Source organism: Paremcibacter congregatus, from assembly GCF_006385135.1.
GTDB lineage: Bacteria > Pseudomonadota > Alphaproteobacteria > Sphingomonadales > Emcibacteraceae > Paremcibacter > Paremcibacter congregatus.
The window spans coordinates 715,923-732,739 of record NZ_CP041025.1; the positions used below are offsets into that span (position 1 = coordinate 715,923).

Genomic DNA, 16,817 nt, shown 5'->3' on the forward strand with positions numbered 1-16,817 from the left:
TGAGTTGTCGTGATGTAGAAAATTATTGGCCGAACGCGGTATTGATGTCAGTTATGACTCGTAGGGCAGCGCGAAGAAGAAAAACGGTTTGCCGGTTGGTTAAAAGTTCGGAAACGGATATGCCAAGTGCATCAAAAAAACAGCGGCCCAAACTCCTGACGGAGAACATATCATATATATGCAGTAGACGAGGTCACACTCCTTATAGGTAGCGATATCACTCAGTATACTTCCTGTAGACATAAAAATGTTGCAGGTGGTGTAAAACCTGTGGAATAGAATGAGATTAGTGCCGAGCTAAAGTAAGTAGGGTAAAATAAATATGACTATATTGTTTACTTGAACAATGAACTTATGCTGAAAAAGTAACTGAACTATCAATCCTTGCCTGTTGACGACATAATCACCAGAACCATATTTTCTTGCTGGCCTAAATTAGGACTGATTTATCCGATGAGGATTGGTTTCAAGCAATGGATCACTTCTTACTGTATTAGAGAAGTTAACGTGACACGACCCTCAATAGAGTCACCCTGAATCTCCAGAATAATATCAGTTAGTTTCTTATGGAGTAATAACATCTTGACATCATTGGTAAATGTGTCCATTTTGAATTGATTTTCTTGGGGGGATTGCACGGATATTTATATATTGTGATTGATCATATATTTTCCCTTCTCCCTTGAAATGTACATATTAGTAAATCAAATTAATTGGGGGTTGGGTAATGTCCTGTCCGTATCGTATTAAACTTCTATCTTCCACCGCGGTTATCGGAATCGTTTCAACTTTATTGTTCTCTATATCGGCCCAGGCGGCCTGCCTGCCGGAAAGCGAAAATCCGGACGCCAAAATCATCTGTGATGGCGCGGTAAGCAATAGTTATATTTCCTCGGGAACAAATCTGAACATTAAGGTTACGCCCGGCGCCGTTATGACCGGCTCACCTTCTTTCACCCTCAGTGGAAATTCCAAGACATTGATTAACGAGGGGCTGATTCAAAGTTCTACAAAGGGAATAGATTCAAGTTATAATCTTATCGTAGAGAATTCAAATCTGATCAGGGGCGCCGATTACGGCATTCATGCAGGGTCTGGCAACCTTACAATTGTTAATAAGGTTGATGCGGTTATTCGAGGCGATACAGGTATTTCATCGGCGAATTACCCTTATGACTTTAATGGGACCTACGATATTACCAATAGTGGTCGTCTTGAAGGAACCGGTGGACTGGCCATTGAAAATCCTTATCATTTGACTCTTAATAATCAGGCAACGGGTCAAGTTATAGGGGGGATTTGGTTCTTTAATGAATTGAACCTCAATAATGCAGGCCTTATTGATGGGGGCACTAATTCTGCGCTCAGAAAGCACTATTATTTTGCCAATAATTCGACATTAAAGAACAGCGGCACGATCAAAAGTGCCGTAAATGATGACTATACCATATATCTCTCTTACACAGACATTTCCAACTCTGGTGTTATAGAAGCCACCGGAGCCCATGGCTCGGCCCTTTATATTGGCTATGGGTCTGTCACCAATAGTGGCCAAATCCAGACGTCCGGCAGTGGCACCGCCCTTTATCTGAATGGTTCATCGCTTGTTAATGAGATAACCGGTGAAATTAGAGCCACTGGCACCGCTATAAACGGGCAGGGGGCAACAGTGACTAATTTCGGTTCCATTGTCGGGGATGTAGATTTTAGTTCATCTTACTACACCGAAGATACTTATCGTGATATGGGCGGGACAATCACAGGAAATCTTAACCTCGGTGGGGGAAATGATTTATTTCTATATGACTATAAAAATGGGACGGGAATTAGCTCCGTCAGTGGCACGGTGGAGCCGGGGGATGGGGTTGATTCTTATGGCGTAAGCGCAGAAGGAGAAATCACAATAATGCCAAGCTTACCGCTTGGCTTTGAACGGTTCGCTGTCGAGGCTAGAGGTCAAGATACAGTGATCTCCATAGGAGAGAATACGAAAAATAGTGGTTGTGAGGATTTTCTGCACGGGGTGTGTCTAACGGTTGTCACAGCCCCTTTTCCCTTTTATAATCCCATCTTGGTTATGGGAGAAGGCACGGTTATAAATAACACAACACATGTGCTAGATACCGATAATTATGCCGTCATCAACCTTCAACCAGCCCAGAATGAAGGAGACTTTGTCGCTTCCTTTATAAATAATGCCTATATCCGAAATCGCGGTGAAAATTCAGATGCTATATTTGGGGGGCTGGGTAATAAGATTGAAAATGATGGTGGAATTCGTACGTTAGGGCGTAATTCGAGCGGTATCAGAGCTAATGGTGCCTTGTCGATCATTAACAGCGGTGCCATCCAAACGTCGGGAGAAATTTCTTATGGCATTGTGGCAAACTACTGGAATAACAACCCTGAAACCATCCCAACTGTCGAGAACTCAGGGATAATAGAGACATCAGGTCGGTGGGGTATTGGACTGGGGCTTTATGGTACTGCCAATGTCATTAATTCAGGTGAAATTCATACCTCAGGACGGGATGCGCATGCAGCTGCATTATCAGGGTCATCATATGGCGAAATGGAATTTGAGAATAATGGAACACTCCACGCGAGCGGGGTAGAGGCATCCGGTTTAAAGTATGCAACCAACATGACGATAACCAATAAAGGAACAATATCTTCTGAGCAAAGTGCCGCAATTGCTAGTTCCTCATATTATTCTGACAATATTGAAATCATGAACAGCGCGACGGGTCAGATTACTGGCGGCAACGGAATTGCACTCCAAGGATATGGATCTAATAATTTTAAACTGGATAACGCAGGAAACATAACAGGAAATGTTACTTTTCTCGACCCAGATAGCAACGATTATTACTGTGATTATGAAAGTGTTACGAACAGCGGAACTATTTCCGGGTCGGTCATTTTCGGCCGATGCAATGATACCTTCATTCATGATGGCGGGACAGTCAGCGGCGTTGTAGATCTCGGGGCTGATCATGACAGGTTTATCCTGAATATTGATTCTGGTGCCAAATTTTCTGATATTGCGGGCGGTGTTGTCGCCGGCGAGGGGTTTGACTATTTTGTCTATTCAAGTGACCTCGTGACATCCGTTGATATCGAAAGCCATGCCGGTTTTGAAATTATTGGCGTTCTGGCAGGTGACGAGAATGCCCATATTACGCTGAACTCAACGGCTGATTATATAACAGATTATCTCAATATCAGCGGCAAGGGCACGGTCACCAACACGGTTAATTTCAAGCGGAATCTGGTGGATAATTACGAGTATGTTATTCCTGCTATCGTGCGTACCCAATCAAATGTAACTCTTATCAATAAGGCGGACATAGAGCTGGGCACCGTGGGGGCACAATCAAAATCCGCCGTATATGTTGACTGGGGATCCAATTTTACCAATGATGGCACGATTACTGCGTTGGCCGATAATGCTATCGGCATTAATACTGTTGGACGTACGTCCAATACAGGAACCGTCACAACGGGCACCGGGCCAGCTGTTCAGCTATACGGCGTTCTGGAGAACTCTGGTATGCTTTCTTCACAAGGGAAAGTGATAAATATAGCCAGTAACGGCAGTTATGAAAGTGCCATCATTCTTAACAAAGCATCAGGTGTTATCAAGGGCCACAATGGCCAAGCCATCGGTCTGGATTATTATTCTTCAAAATCCACAGCCATATCGAATGCAGGACAGATTATCGGAAACATCTCTCTTGGCGGGGGCAACGACACCTATTTTGCCAATGGCGGTTATCTTGATGGTGACTTGAATTTGGGCAATGGGGACAACACCCTGTTTGTCAACGCAACGTCCACAGGCACAAGCTTTCTCAGCGGCGTTGTATCTGCCGGATATGGATCGGATGCCTATGGTCTTGTTTATCGGGAAACCTCGGACGCGGCATTGGTTCAACAGGCCGGTTTTGAAAGGTATGCCATTGGTATGATCGGTGAAGATACGATTGTTACCCTTAAGGAGACGGGCCAGACGGTAAATGCGGCCATTTCTGTTGCGGGCAACGGCACCTTGATTAATGAAATGGATATTGGCTCTGGTTATGCCTTTGACCTCCGAAGTTCCGGTTCCGCCTTGGTGAATAAGGCGATGATTGGCGGCATAAAAGGCACTGGCCAGGATATTAGTATCACCAATGACGGATATATAACGAGCAACAGCAGTAATTTTGGCATTTACCTGACGAATGCGGCTGGGGCGCAGGTCACCAATACCGGAACATTGGAAAATATCGGCTATGAAAATACCCTCGTATATTTGCAGGGCGCTCGACAATACGATAGCAATTGGGAGATCATACTTGATGGTGCAGAACATACGCCATCCAATAACCAGATTACATCATTCCGCAATGAAGGAACTATAACGGGCGGTAGTGTGACTATAGAATATTCCAAAAATATTAAATTTGAAAATTCTGGTTTGATTACATCCTCCAACCGTGCGGTAAGGTTAAGTGGGAATGTCATAGACGCACATAATATTGGGACAATTAAGACAACAAATAACGGTTCAACTGCCGTGTATCTTCATCAGTATTACGAGGTTTCAGATGAAGATATAGTATCATTTGTCAATGACGGGGAAATCCTCACGACGGGTAACGTGTCCTATGCGGTATACGTGAACAATAGCACATCCTTAAACCTGACAAATAGGGGGGAGATTAAGTCCACGGGCGGACCAACCATTCATAACGGGATAAACCATACCGGGGACGCCTACCAAAGTTACAGTAGCACTTCTGCGGTTTTGTATCGCAATGGGCTCCTCACCAACGAAGACGGCGGGACCATTGAAGCCACCAAACGAGGTTCTATTGCCGTTGACATGAGAAGTAATACTCAGGACGATACCATTCTGGAAAATGCCGGAAGCATAATTGGCACTGATGGCGTCGCCTATACCGATTATTATGGCACTACCCATTCCATCGCAGGCGCTATCCGTGGTGACTCAGGCAAACAAATCGTTCGAAACAGTGGCTTGATCAAAGGCTCTGTTGATTTGGGCGATGGCAATGATCGCTTTGAAATGTCAGAAGGCGGTGTGATGGAGGGGCAAGTCGATGGCGGGCTTGGCAACGACCATATCCTTCTGGATTATACGTCAATGGTTTCTGTCGACGGTGGCAAATATCTGAATTTTGAAACGTTGGAGAAAACCGGATCAGGGAACTTCAATCTGAGCGGAGTTCTCGATATTGCTGAAGTGACCATCACGGCGGGAACCTTGTCTGGGACGGGCACCATAACCGGCAACGTCACCAATATGGGCACGATTTCTCCGGGAAATAGCCCGGGCATGTTGACCATCGAAGGCAACCTGATGATGACAGAGGGTAGCCTGCTTTCCATCGAAGCCGGAGATCTTGTCACTGTCATGGGCGACGCAAGCCTGACGGGCAGCATTTTACAGCTCGCGGGTGATGTAAATGACGCAGGCGGAGAATTCCTTGCGGTGACCGGAACTGTCGAGGGACAGTTTAGCGCCATTGCCCTGCCGGACAACAATACGGCTTTGTTTAAGCATGTATCGCTCGTGTATGGCGATCAGAACGCGACCGTGGTCGTGGAGGACCAGTTCGCGGCCAGTGATGCAGCATTCAAAAATAGTGCTGAGGGAAAGTATGTCGCGGCTTTGATGGCAATGGACTTGTCCTCTGAGACCTACGCGGCCTTTAGCAAATTATCCTCACTGAATTCTTCTGAACTGGCCAGTGCATTAGGCCAAATGACCGGGGAAAGTCACGCCGCCGCGGGGCAACTGGGTCTGATCTCAGGACAGTCAATGATTAACAGTAATCGAGGTCGCTTTGGTCAACATCAAGGCCATAAAGGTATGCGCCTTTGGGTCGAAGGGATTGGTGCTTTCGATCGTCAGGATGGGACTTCAAATCTTAGTGGGCATAGAGAGAACCTATATGGTATCTTGGCCGGGGCGGATTTTGGACTATCCGACAAAGCGATGGTCGGTTTTACGCTGGGCTATGTTGATGGTCATCAGACTCTAAATGGCTTAAATGCTTCCAATGATTATAAGGCTTATCTCCTTGGCCTGAACGGTGTTTATCATATGAACCGGTTGCGTCTCGGGGCGGCGGTGAGCTATGGCGCGGGGGATGTTGATTCCACGCGCCATATTCAAACAGGCGTCCTGGACGGTACTGCTTATGCAACGTATGACCTTAATTATGTGACGGCGCAGGGGGAATTGGCTTATGATCTTGGGTTTGAAAGCGTCATACTTGAACCTCAACTGGGCTTGTCCTGGACATCTGTTGCGCGGAAATATGCCGAAGAAACGGGATTATCCGGACTGAATCTTGCCATTGAAGACGATACGCAACAAACGGTAACCGGCTATGCCGCCATACGTCTTGCGAAAAACTTCAACAGTGAATCTGGTGCAATCATTACACCAGAGCTCACGGTTGGCTTGGACTATGACGTGAAACAGGATGGTTTGCTGGCCAGCTCGCATTTTGTTGGTAATAGCGGGGCCAGTCAAAACCATTATGTGGCGACGTCAGGCAAGAGCCGTCTTATGATTGGCGCTGGTTTGGCTGCTGATCTGACAAATGGGTTCACCCTATACGCTCGTTATTCCGGTCGTTACACTGGGCAGAGAAAATTACATCAAGCCAATATTGGTTTCGGTATAAATTTCTAGACAGCTATTGCCCAAGATGGCGTAGTTTGAGGGTGATACGATAATTTCACCAACAAATGATGGATACTCTTCAGATGAAGAGTATCCATCATATTTAAGTTTTTACTCACTCCAAATTTCGTTTGACGGGTATGTTTTTAAGCGTACGAGTTTACGCAAGCTGGCAACTAACGTGACTAGAGGCAGTTCCGCCTTCGGACGACGGATCTCCGAACTCTGCATAGCGTCTTTTTGAGCATCTCAATAATTTGTCGTAAGTTATACCTAGAACATAGAGTTTGATAAAATTAAATGTGTCAAGACCGGGTTAAAAGGTATAGTTCTATTGTCTTCTGGTAACATTGAAAGCTTAATCATTATGACATATAAAAAAATTATGATTGTTGGCGGGGGTTCTGCCGGGTGGATAACAGCCGCCTTAATGAATGGCATAATGAATAAAAATGGCCAAAAAAAAGTTGATATCAGTTTAATTGAATCTCCAGATATTCCGCGGATCGCTGTGGGGGAGGCCACTGTACCAAACATCCGGCAGATATTGATCACGTTGGGCATTGATGAACTGGATTTTATGAAATCTACTGATGCCACGTTTAAACAAGGCATTAAATTTAATAACTGGCTTCATAACACGGGCGATTCCTATTATCATCAATTTTCCCGCTATACACCAAATATGGTTGATACCTTTGGTCAGGAGTGGTTGAAAAGTGATCGGTCCATTCCCTTCGCAGATACGATTTCGGTTCAACCGGCATTATGTGAAATGAATTTATCCCCTAAATTGATTGGCCTCCGGCAACATCAAATTCCGGTATCCTATGCATATCATTTAAATGCATTAAAGATGGCGGATTACCTGCGCGATATTGCTGTTGGGCAGGGGGTAACCCATTATTTGGATAATATAACCAAAGTGGATATGACGGAGCAGGGCGATATTGCCGCTGTCAATACGGAGAAAGGCAGCCGCTATGAAGCTGATCTTTTCGTTGATTGTACGGGTTTTGCCTCGTTGCTGATCGAAAAGGAGCTGGGAATAGGGTGGGAAGATTTTTCTGACTATCTGTTTTGTGATCGGGCTTGTGTGATGCAAGTGCCTTATGAAACCTATTATCCTGGACGGGTTAATTCGGTAACTCAGGCCACAGCGCTTTCGGCTGGTTGGATCTGGGATATACCGTTGACCAATCGGAGAGGAATCGGGCATGTCTATTCCAGCGCCTTTATCACGGATGATGACGCCGAAAAGGAACTGCGTACCTATGAAGGGGCACACTCCGATCATTTGTCTACCAGAGTGGTGCATTTTCAGGTGGGGCGAAGGAAAAAAACCTGGGCCGCCAACTGTGTCGCGATTGGGCTTTCCGGGGGATTTCTGGAACCACTTGAATCGACGGGGCTATATCTTGTTCAGACGGCGGCTCTTCTGTTGGCGGAACATTTCCCCTTTGACGGCCAGATGAAAGAATTATCAGATAAATTCAATATTTTAATGTCGGATCGTTTTGATGAAATTCTAAGTTTTATCAATCTTCATTATTGTCTTACACAACGAACCGATACGGATTTTTGGCAAGAAGTACAACGTCCTGAACATATTCTCAGGGCATTACAGGAAAAACTGGACTACTGGAAAATCAAGCCGCCATCTCAATCGGATTTTAAGGATCAATATACCCTTTTTACTCATCAGAACCATGAGCTGGTTTTATATGGGATGGACTTTTTAAAGGACCACTATCGTCAAAAATATGGCCCTGAATTATCTTCCCCCATTGTGCCCGGATTTATTCAACAAAGACTACAAGCTATGCAGAGCCAGCTTCCATTACATGATGAATGGTTGCACCATAGTCTTGGGATGCCTAGATATCCTTCCGCTTATGCGTCTGGAGTATAGTTTTAGAAAAGAAAGCTCATGTGGTATATGGAATTCCTGCATCATCCAATATTTTTCTGGCGGGAGCCATTTGATCTGTAAAATGCTTCCATTTGCCGATTGAGGAACTGTAAATTTTGCTCCTGACCTGTGTTGAGCTTAAGGTGGTTATTGCCGCCTTTGTGGAGCGATAATCCAGACATTTCGGATCCCAGTCCAAACCACAGAAATCAATCATTTGCCGACTTTGGCCTTCATGGTCCGCAACGACATCTTCGTATTTAACATCCAGAATTTGACCTGGCATCGCATCTCGCCAATGCTGCATTAAACGGAAATAGCCCACGTAATATTCAGCCAGTTCCTTCAGATTATAAGAATGAGGATAAGGGCTTCGAAACAGTGCCTTATAGATCGAATAGCAGCTGTCCATTGGGTCCCGGTGGACATGTATGATACGCGCCTCTGGCAAAGCGCGTTTGATCAACCCGCAATATTGGAAATTAAGCGGTAATTTGTCGGTGAAATAGTTATGTGGTCCAATTCGGGCCTTCACGGATTCAAGATACCCCTGGCCCAGTTCGCGAAAATTCAATTTTAGAGAGGACGCCAATTTGTCCCGGGCTAGCGCCGGGTTATCCGCAGAAACCCTCCCCATTTGTATTTTTAATTGGTTCGGAAAATCAATCAATTCTCCGGCGGAGAAGACATCCTGGTGTGAGCTGATAATTGTATCCACCAAGGTGCTACCGGTACGGGGCATACCTAAAATAAATATGGGGCCTTTTGCGTCACATGAGCGCGCAGGACTGGCGAGATAGTCTTTGGTTTGAAGCGCTGCGGTTCGTTTTAAGACATCAAGATCCTGTTGTCCGTTATATTTTAGAGTGCTGCGCCGCGCAGCTGCGCCCCGGTTTAGAGCCTCAAATGATTTTTCCCACTCTCCCAAATCTTCGTATTCTTTCGCCAGCGCATAACATAAGGTGGCTTCAGATGTGGCGTTGCCGCGGATTGTCTCAAGCATGGACGTGATATCCTCAAGATGATTTGATTGCTGTGTCTGGCGACGTAGACCAGACAGCAAATAGACCACTTCCGCATTGGCGGGATTGAGTTCTCTGGCTTTTTGAAATGATCTTTCTGCGCCGTCAATATCTCCCAAATATCTTAAACAGACGCCAATATTATAATTCAGGGAAGGGCTGTCAGGATTTAACTTTAAGGCTTTCTCGAAGCAATTCCTGGCTTTTTCATGAAAATTACAAAGGCTGTAATAGGCCCCGGCGGCTTCCAGAGTTTTTTCGTCGTCATCCATGATTACCATGGCTCGATCTAAAATGATCTCCACATCCAGATATCGCCCTGAATACGTTAAAGGCATCGCATACTCAATAAGTAAGTCAACATTATCCGGTTCCTGATCACACAGGTGAGAAAGATGATCGACCGCAGTTGTATATTGCCTGAGTGATATGGCTGTTCTGGCCATAAATAATAACAATGAGAAATCATCGGGGTGGTGGTTCAGCCATGGCATCGCACGCCCATAAGCTTCTCGACCCCGACCGGATTGGACCAGCTTTTGCGCATGACCGAGGAAAGTGGTGAGTTCTGGATTTGAAGTGTGATCTGTGGTCATGGGAGGTTATCCTGTGGTCAAGTCTTCTTACAAATATGGTGGGAAATTTTTTAAAAAGATCAGCAATCATAGTTTAGATCATAAATTGCCATTAGTAGATTGAATTCCGGCGCTTTACGTTGCAGGCAATAATTTCTCGCCAGATCCTTAATGATTTCCAGATTATCTTTTGCATTATTACCTACAAATCGATTGTTTATTTTCAAAAGGCGTAAAAGGGTATGTTCCTGTTGTTGAAGTTGGTCGGTGATACCATAGAGAGAATGTAGCTGTTTTAAGTAGCTTAACTTTTTAAAGTCATCGGGTTTATTATCTCCTAGTAAGGATAAACTTTCTTGTACGAGTGGTATTGCTTCCATGTACTTTTTATTTGAGATGAATACTTTAAATAATAATTTGCGGCTTACCGAAGTTGTTTCATGTGCTTTTCCCAGATGGGTCTTCGAGAGGTCGTAGGCTCTCATTATTCTGGGCGCCACTTCTTTTAGGCGTCCGGCATTGTCATAATATACATTCAGGTTCTTTAATTGTTGAATATAGCGGGCATCCGTATAATGATTTAGCGCTTGAACCGCGCTGAAGATTTCTTCTCCATACCGAATAGCTTGCAGCCACTTATGTTTCTTGGCAGCTTTTTCTGCCAAGATAATCACAGTTCCTAGTTTTTTCTCTGTCCATTTTGGTTGTTCGGTTTGTTCTTGACCAAATGCTAAATGGCTCAAAAAAATAAATACTAGTAAAGGAAGGGGAAGGAACCTTCGTGTCACTCGGATATAATCCAATCTGTATTTTTTTTCATATTAGAAATACTCAATGAAATATTTTATAGGCCTTTAGAAGATTAAAATATACCCATTGTGTCATATTGAAGAAATATTTAGAGTTCATTTAGGGGGTGTTTAGCCAAAAATGCAATATTTTATTTGACATGGCGCAGGACATGGCATCTTTTGTTAGAGGTATTTTCTAGCCAGATAAGATTTGGATCTGATTGGAAAATGTATAATAAAAAAACGCGAAAAACGCCAGGGCGGTACGATGTCTAATGGATATATGAGATTAGTTAGAAGTGACACCCCATCAATGATTGATTTGAATAAAAGAATCTCGCAGGAAGAATCTGTTGGATTGAAATCTCGGACAAGAATTGAAATGAATAAAGGCTCGTTGCTAGATACATTATATCGGAAGTACTGGGATAGTCTCTGTACTTCATTGCGCATGAGGTATGGAAATGGTCCTCCTGACCCTGAAGATGTTGCACAAGTTACCTTTGAAAGAGTATCCCGTTTGGAAGGACTGGAATCTATCCATAATCCCCGTGGTTTTTTAATAACCATCGCGGGTCGGATTTTCATAGATGAAACTAGAAGGCGCGGCGTTTCTGATAAATATATAGATGAGCAGCTTAAAATATATGGGGTTGTAGTGGAAGAAATAACGCCGGAACGCGTCTATAATGCGAGAGAAGAATTTAAAATTATATTGCAAGACTTGAATGAGTTTAGTTCCCAAGTTAAAGAAGTCGTGCTGCGCCATCGTGTTTTGGGGCAGACATATGATGAAATAAGTAAGGCAACAGGATTGAGCCCGGCTTCAATCTCGCGCTATTTGAAGGCAGCTATGATTACTATTTTTAAGAAAAAAGCGGATCAATTAAAGTATGAGAAAGGGGAATAATCTCATGTCCGTATCAAAACAAAATATTTTGAATTTTCCTGAGAAAACAAATCTGTCTGTCGTGCAAATTGAAGCAATCAATTGGGCGGAGCTACTGCATTCTGGAAATGCAAAAAAAGTTGATCAAGTGGCGTTTGAGGCATGGCTTGGTAAAGACCAAGAGCACGGCGAAACATATCGGGTTGTTGAGCAGTGGTGGCGTGATATTGATTATGTTGCCGCAACGGATGCTGGGTTGGATCAGTCAATTGAGAGTTATGTGGTTGCAGATGAGCGTGGTGAGAGAAAAAGCGCCCGCGCCTCTCTTTGGAGTATGTCAATTAAGACTTTTGCCGGCATAGCAGCTGTTTTAGTGATGGGTTTTTTCCTGTTGCAAGGGGGGGAGGTTAAGGATGCCTTGCCTCAAGAACGGCATGTATCTGCTGTCGGAGAAGTTAAAACAGTTGAACTTTCTGATGGAACAAAAGTTTACCTTGCCGGGGCGACGACAATTATCACGCGTTTCTCGGGAAATGAGCGGGGCGCTGAGTTAGTCGTGGGTCAGGCTTATTTCGATGTGGCGCCGGATAAGACGCGGCCTTTTATCGTTAAGGCGGGAAATACTTTGATTACAGTGGTCGGAACTGAGTTTGATATTCAAAGAAGTGACGACGACGTCAGGGTTTCGGTGGTAGAAGGGCGAGTGGAGGTCGCAGAAGAATCTGAAGGGGCGACCCCTCGGCATTTGACGGCCGGGCAACAGTTGTTCGCTTGGGAAGAAGGCGGATTGGGGGATGTTCAGTCCTTTCGGCCTGAAACGGATATCTCATGGAAAGTGGGGCGTCTCGAATATGTCAATGCGCCGCTCAGTAGGGTTATCAATGAGGTAAACCGTTACCGAAAGAATAAAATTATTCTGCGTAATAAGAAACTTGAAGATTATCCGATTACAATTTCTTTGGCGTTTGATGAAACGGAGCGCTTGATAACAGGATTAAAATATGCCGGGGTTGCTACTATTATTCAACGTGCGGGCTCTGTTGTTATTGAAGAAAAATAAGAATATTTGATTTTTAAAGTAAAAAAATGAGAAACCATGAAAGATATTTATTGAGGTGTGCGTCATATAACTGAGGGCTGTAAGGGGAGGGAAAATAACACCATTGACCAGATCTTACGCTTTCTTAAAAAAATGACTTATCATAAACAATAGATAGGATCTGTTCATGGAAGATAACAAATCTAATGCGCTCGCGCATATATATGCAAAAACTTTAAAAGCGAGCCGACTTGCCCTGATCGGGACGGCCTCTGTGATGGCGATGACACTGAGCACGCCTGTCAGTGCGCAGGAGTTTGCTGAGAAAATCTCAATTGACGCCCAGTCACTTGATCTGGCCATTTTGTCCCTGTCCCGCCAAACCGGCGTCACCATTCTTATTGGCGGTGATGTAGCCAAAGGTAAAAGAGTTACTGCCCTACAGGGAAACTATACCCCGCAAGACGCTCTGCAGCATCTGTTGATGGGCTCCGGCCTGACAACACGCCTCAATGATGATGGTACTTATGTTGTCGTGAGAAAAACGGGTTTCCAAAAAATTTCATATAACACCGAGGCGGATTACCAGGAAAACCTGAGTTCAGAAGTTGAAAAAGTCGTCGAGGAAGATGAAGGAGGTATCGAGGAAGTCGTGATCACGGGGTCTCGTATTCGTCGTAGCGAATTTAACAGCGCCTCTCCCATCCAGGTTATTTCAGGCGACATTTCCCGCGAAATGGGAATATTTGATACCGCCGACATGCTGCGTCAGAGCACGGTGTCTAATGGTATCCAGGTTGATAACAGCATGGGTGGGTTTGTTCTTGATAACGGCCCTGGTGCGGCGACGGCTGACTTCCGTGGTCTTGGCGCGGGACGAACTTTGGTTATGATTAATGGTCGTCGTGTTGCGCCGGCGGGTGTTGGCGGGGCGCCGGTTGCACCTGACCTTAACCTTATCCCAAATATCATGATTGACCGTATCGAAGCGCTGCTGGATGGTGCATCAACGGTTTATGGGTCTGACGCGGTTGCTGGTGTGGCGAATATTATTCTAAGGAAAGATTTCGACGGCCTGGATGTTGAAGGAAATTTCAGCGTTCCTCAATCAGGCGGTGGTAAGACATATAATGTCGGCGCCATGTGGGGGAAAACGTTCGACAGAGGCTTTATTAGCATCGGGGGTGAATATTATGAGCGTGAAGTTGTAAAGCTTAAACATAACCGTATTACACGGGAATGTGATGAAGTTCTCTATGAGTATGAAGATGGTTCTCCTGTAAACAATGGCCGTTTGGATCTTGCCCCCGGAACCACACCAACCAAATGTGGTCTGGATACGACAAACCGAATATTTCTAGGAGGAAGCTATCTTGGGAATATCTGGTACTCACCAGGTTCAACCAATATTGGTGTGCCTAATTTTTCCGAAACTGTGTTGCCGTCCTGGGGGGTGAACTATCTCGGTACTGTTGACTATTATGGTAATCCTCTCGATCCTAACAGCCCGTATTATAATACAGCCTTTCCTTTCGATGACAATAATGACGGCGTGATTGACGGTCAAGATAGTGTTTATATTGATTCAGATGGGGATGGCCTATCTGACGTTGATATCAATAGCCCATACTTTAATAAAAACTTGTCACCTATTGTACGTGAAGGGGACTTCGTATCTAATCAAAAGCGTTGGTCCGTATATTTGAATGGTGAATACAATTTAGGGGACGCGAGTGATAGCACAGTTTATGTTGAAGCTATGTTTGCGAAACGTTCGGGACAGAATTATTCGCCTGCCGGAGCTCAGTTCTTCCCAGATGTGCCATTTGAAAACCCAACCAATCCCTGTAACTTTACTGTTCCAGGTGGGTCCCAATGTCAGAATATTTTCCTATCTGGATTCGCTGCAAACCAAATCTTTGATGCAACACCAATCATTTCCATCCAAGGTGACAGGGATCTGGACAAGTACAGTGTTAATCAGTACAGGGTTGTCGGCGGTGTCAGGGGTGATATCACCGCATTTGGTGATAAAGACTGGAAATATGACGTTTATGGGGCTTTCAGCCGGTCCAAAGGAACAAATACTACGCAGGGCGTTCATGATGGGCGTTTGATGCATTCCTTGAATACAACAACTATTGACGGCAGTGGCGCTCTTTCCTGCCCTGATTTTACAGACGAGCGGACCGGGGAAACGATGGCTTGTGTGCCTGTCGATATGTTTGCCTCAAATATCTACCAACCTGGCGCGGGGAAATTTTCTGACGCAGAAGAAGAATATCTGTTTGTTGACCGTGTTCTGAATACTACCGTTAAACAGACCATGATCTCTGCGGTCGCTAATGGTGAATTATTTGATCTGCCCTGGAACGATACAGCCGTACCGTTGGTCGTTGGATATGAGCATCGTCGTGACACCATTGACTCTTACGGTAATGATGTCGCGAGTCTGGGACTCTTGTCTTTCTTCTTCTCTGACCAAGGGGCCGGTGGTAATGATTGCGACGGTCTTGTCCCGGGTGAAGTTATGTCATCTTGTCCTACAGGCGCTAACCTGAATGAGTTCTTCGCTGAGACGGAATTACAACTGGTACGCGGCAAGCCAATGGTTGAAGAATTGACAGTGACTGGTTCAGCCCGTTACTCCAAGCACAGCTTGTATGACGGTGCCTGGACATACGCTGTTAAAGGGGTATATCGTCCGGTTGATTGGTTAACCTTCCGGGGCACTTATGGCACGTCTTATAGGGCGCCAAACGCCCGCGAGCTGTTCCTGCGGCAACAAACTGGTTTTCCAACTGTTTCAGATCCTTGTCAGGTACCAACATCGGCCCGTCAGTCTGCAGGCCCTGGCAGCGGCACAAATATTTATGATCCGAGCAAAGATAGTCGTGTTGACAATGGATCAATTGATCGGATTGTCGAGGCTTGTGCGGCACAAGGTATTGATGCACTGACCCATAACCTGCAGGAAACAACGCAGGATAGTTACAGTGTTGAATCCGCCAGTGGGGGGGCTACTACGCTGTCGGAAGAAACTTCACGTGCTTTTTCTTATGGTTTTGTTTTCGAGCAGCCTTGGTCTGAAGCATTTGATCTGTCTTTCTCTGTTACCTATAGTGATATAGAAATCACCAATAGTATTGAACAGCCAGGTGCGCAGCTTACAGTGAACCGGTGTTTCAATAATGTGAATGCAGAGGTTCAGGGACAAGGTTATTTCTGCGACCAAATAGCCCGTGACGAAGTGACGGGGAACCTTGATTTGATTCAAAACAAGTTCCTGAATATTGGTTTGATTACCTATAAAGGGTATGATTTCAATATGCTGTTTAAATCCGATTTTGAGGTGAATGCCAAAACACTTGGAATGTCACTCGATATTCGGGCGACAAACAGCATTGAGCAAATCACACAGGTTGACACACCTTATGATGCTGCTGGAGATCCGACTAATCCGAAGTGGCGGGCGACTGGTTTGCTGCGGATGACTTATGGCGACTTTGGTTTCAACTGGCAGACTCGTTGGATCCAGGGCAGCACATTACAGGAAAATGCGCGTACTGACTTCACGGCGCATAACACTTGTCCAAATAGTTTGTGTCGTCCAACAGCATCCACCAACAACTACGATGTTCATAATATATCAATTACATGGACACCGGTTGACTTGGTGGCAGACATGCGCGTTGTTATGGGGATTAACAACGTTTTTGATACTATGCCAACTGCTGTTGATGGTACGGACGTTTTTGCGGTGCGCAACTTCCCGGTCGGCGTTGGTTACGACGTGTACGGCCGTACCTTCCAGGTCTCTATCAGCAAGAAATTTTAATATAGAGAGCAGGATTAAATAAATTCAAGAAGGGCCCCAAATTGCAAT

General features: G+C 45.0%; 7 protein-coding genes. 5 read left to right on the plus strand and 2 right to left on the minus strand.

Going from position 1 to position 16,817, the window contains the following annotated elements; translation table 11 throughout:
• Window positions 1–727: 727 nt before the first annotated feature.
• Window positions 728–6,712: an autotransporter outer membrane beta-barrel domain-containing protein gene (locus FIV45_RS03210; protein ID WP_099470930.1), complete on the plus strand. Its 5,985-nt coding sequence runs from the start codon at window positions 728–730 to the stop codon at window positions 6,710–6,712.
• A 358-nt stretch (window positions 6,713–7,070) separates the two neighbouring features.
• Entirely contained in the window at window positions 7,071–8,615 is a 1,545-nt protein-coding gene (locus FIV45_RS03215; protein WP_099471064.1) for a tryptophan halogenase family protein, read from the plus strand.
• Window positions 8,616–8,631: 16 nt separating this feature from the next.
• On the opposite strand, the gene FIV45_RS03220 is transcribed toward FIV45_RS03215, so the two are convergent.
• Window positions 8,632–10,233 carry a tetratricopeptide repeat-containing sulfotransferase family protein gene (locus FIV45_RS03220; protein WP_099470931.1) on the minus strand — a complete coding sequence of 534 codons (1,602 nt, stop codon included), beginning with the start codon at window positions 10,231–10,233 and terminating at the stop codon, window positions 8,632–8,634.
• Between the two features lie 59 nt (window positions 10,234–10,292).
• Entirely contained in the window at window positions 10,293–10,955 is a 663-nt protein-coding gene (locus FIV45_RS03225; protein WP_099470932.1) for a hypothetical protein, read from the minus strand.
• A gap of 316 nt (window positions 10,956–11,271) precedes the next feature.
• Between FIV45_RS03225 and FIV45_RS03230 the strand changes: the two genes are divergently transcribed.
• The 3 genes from FIV45_RS03230 (at window position 11,272) to FIV45_RS03240 (ending at window position 16,769) form a co-directional block, all read left to right on the plus strand.
• Window positions 11,272–11,913 (plus strand): RNA polymerase sigma factor, encoded by a 642-nt coding sequence (locus FIV45_RS03230; protein WP_099470933.1) that lies wholly within the window; start codon window positions 11,272–11,274, stop codon window positions 11,911–11,913.
• Between the two features lie 4 nt (window positions 11,914–11,917).
• On the plus strand, window positions 11,918–12,952 hold the full coding sequence (locus tag FIV45_RS03235) for a FecR family protein (RefSeq protein ID WP_165776864.1): 1,035 nt from the start codon (window positions 11,918–11,920) through the stop codon (window positions 12,950–12,952).
• Window positions 12,953–13,118: 166 nt separating this feature from the next.
• The gene (locus FIV45_RS03240) at window positions 13,119–16,769 is read left to right on the plus strand and encodes a TonB-dependent receptor domain-containing protein (RefSeq protein WP_099470935.1); all 3,651 of its coding nucleotides are present in this window, start codon (window positions 13,119–13,121) and stop codon (window positions 16,767–16,769) included.
• Window positions 16,770–16,817 lie beyond the last annotated feature (48 nt).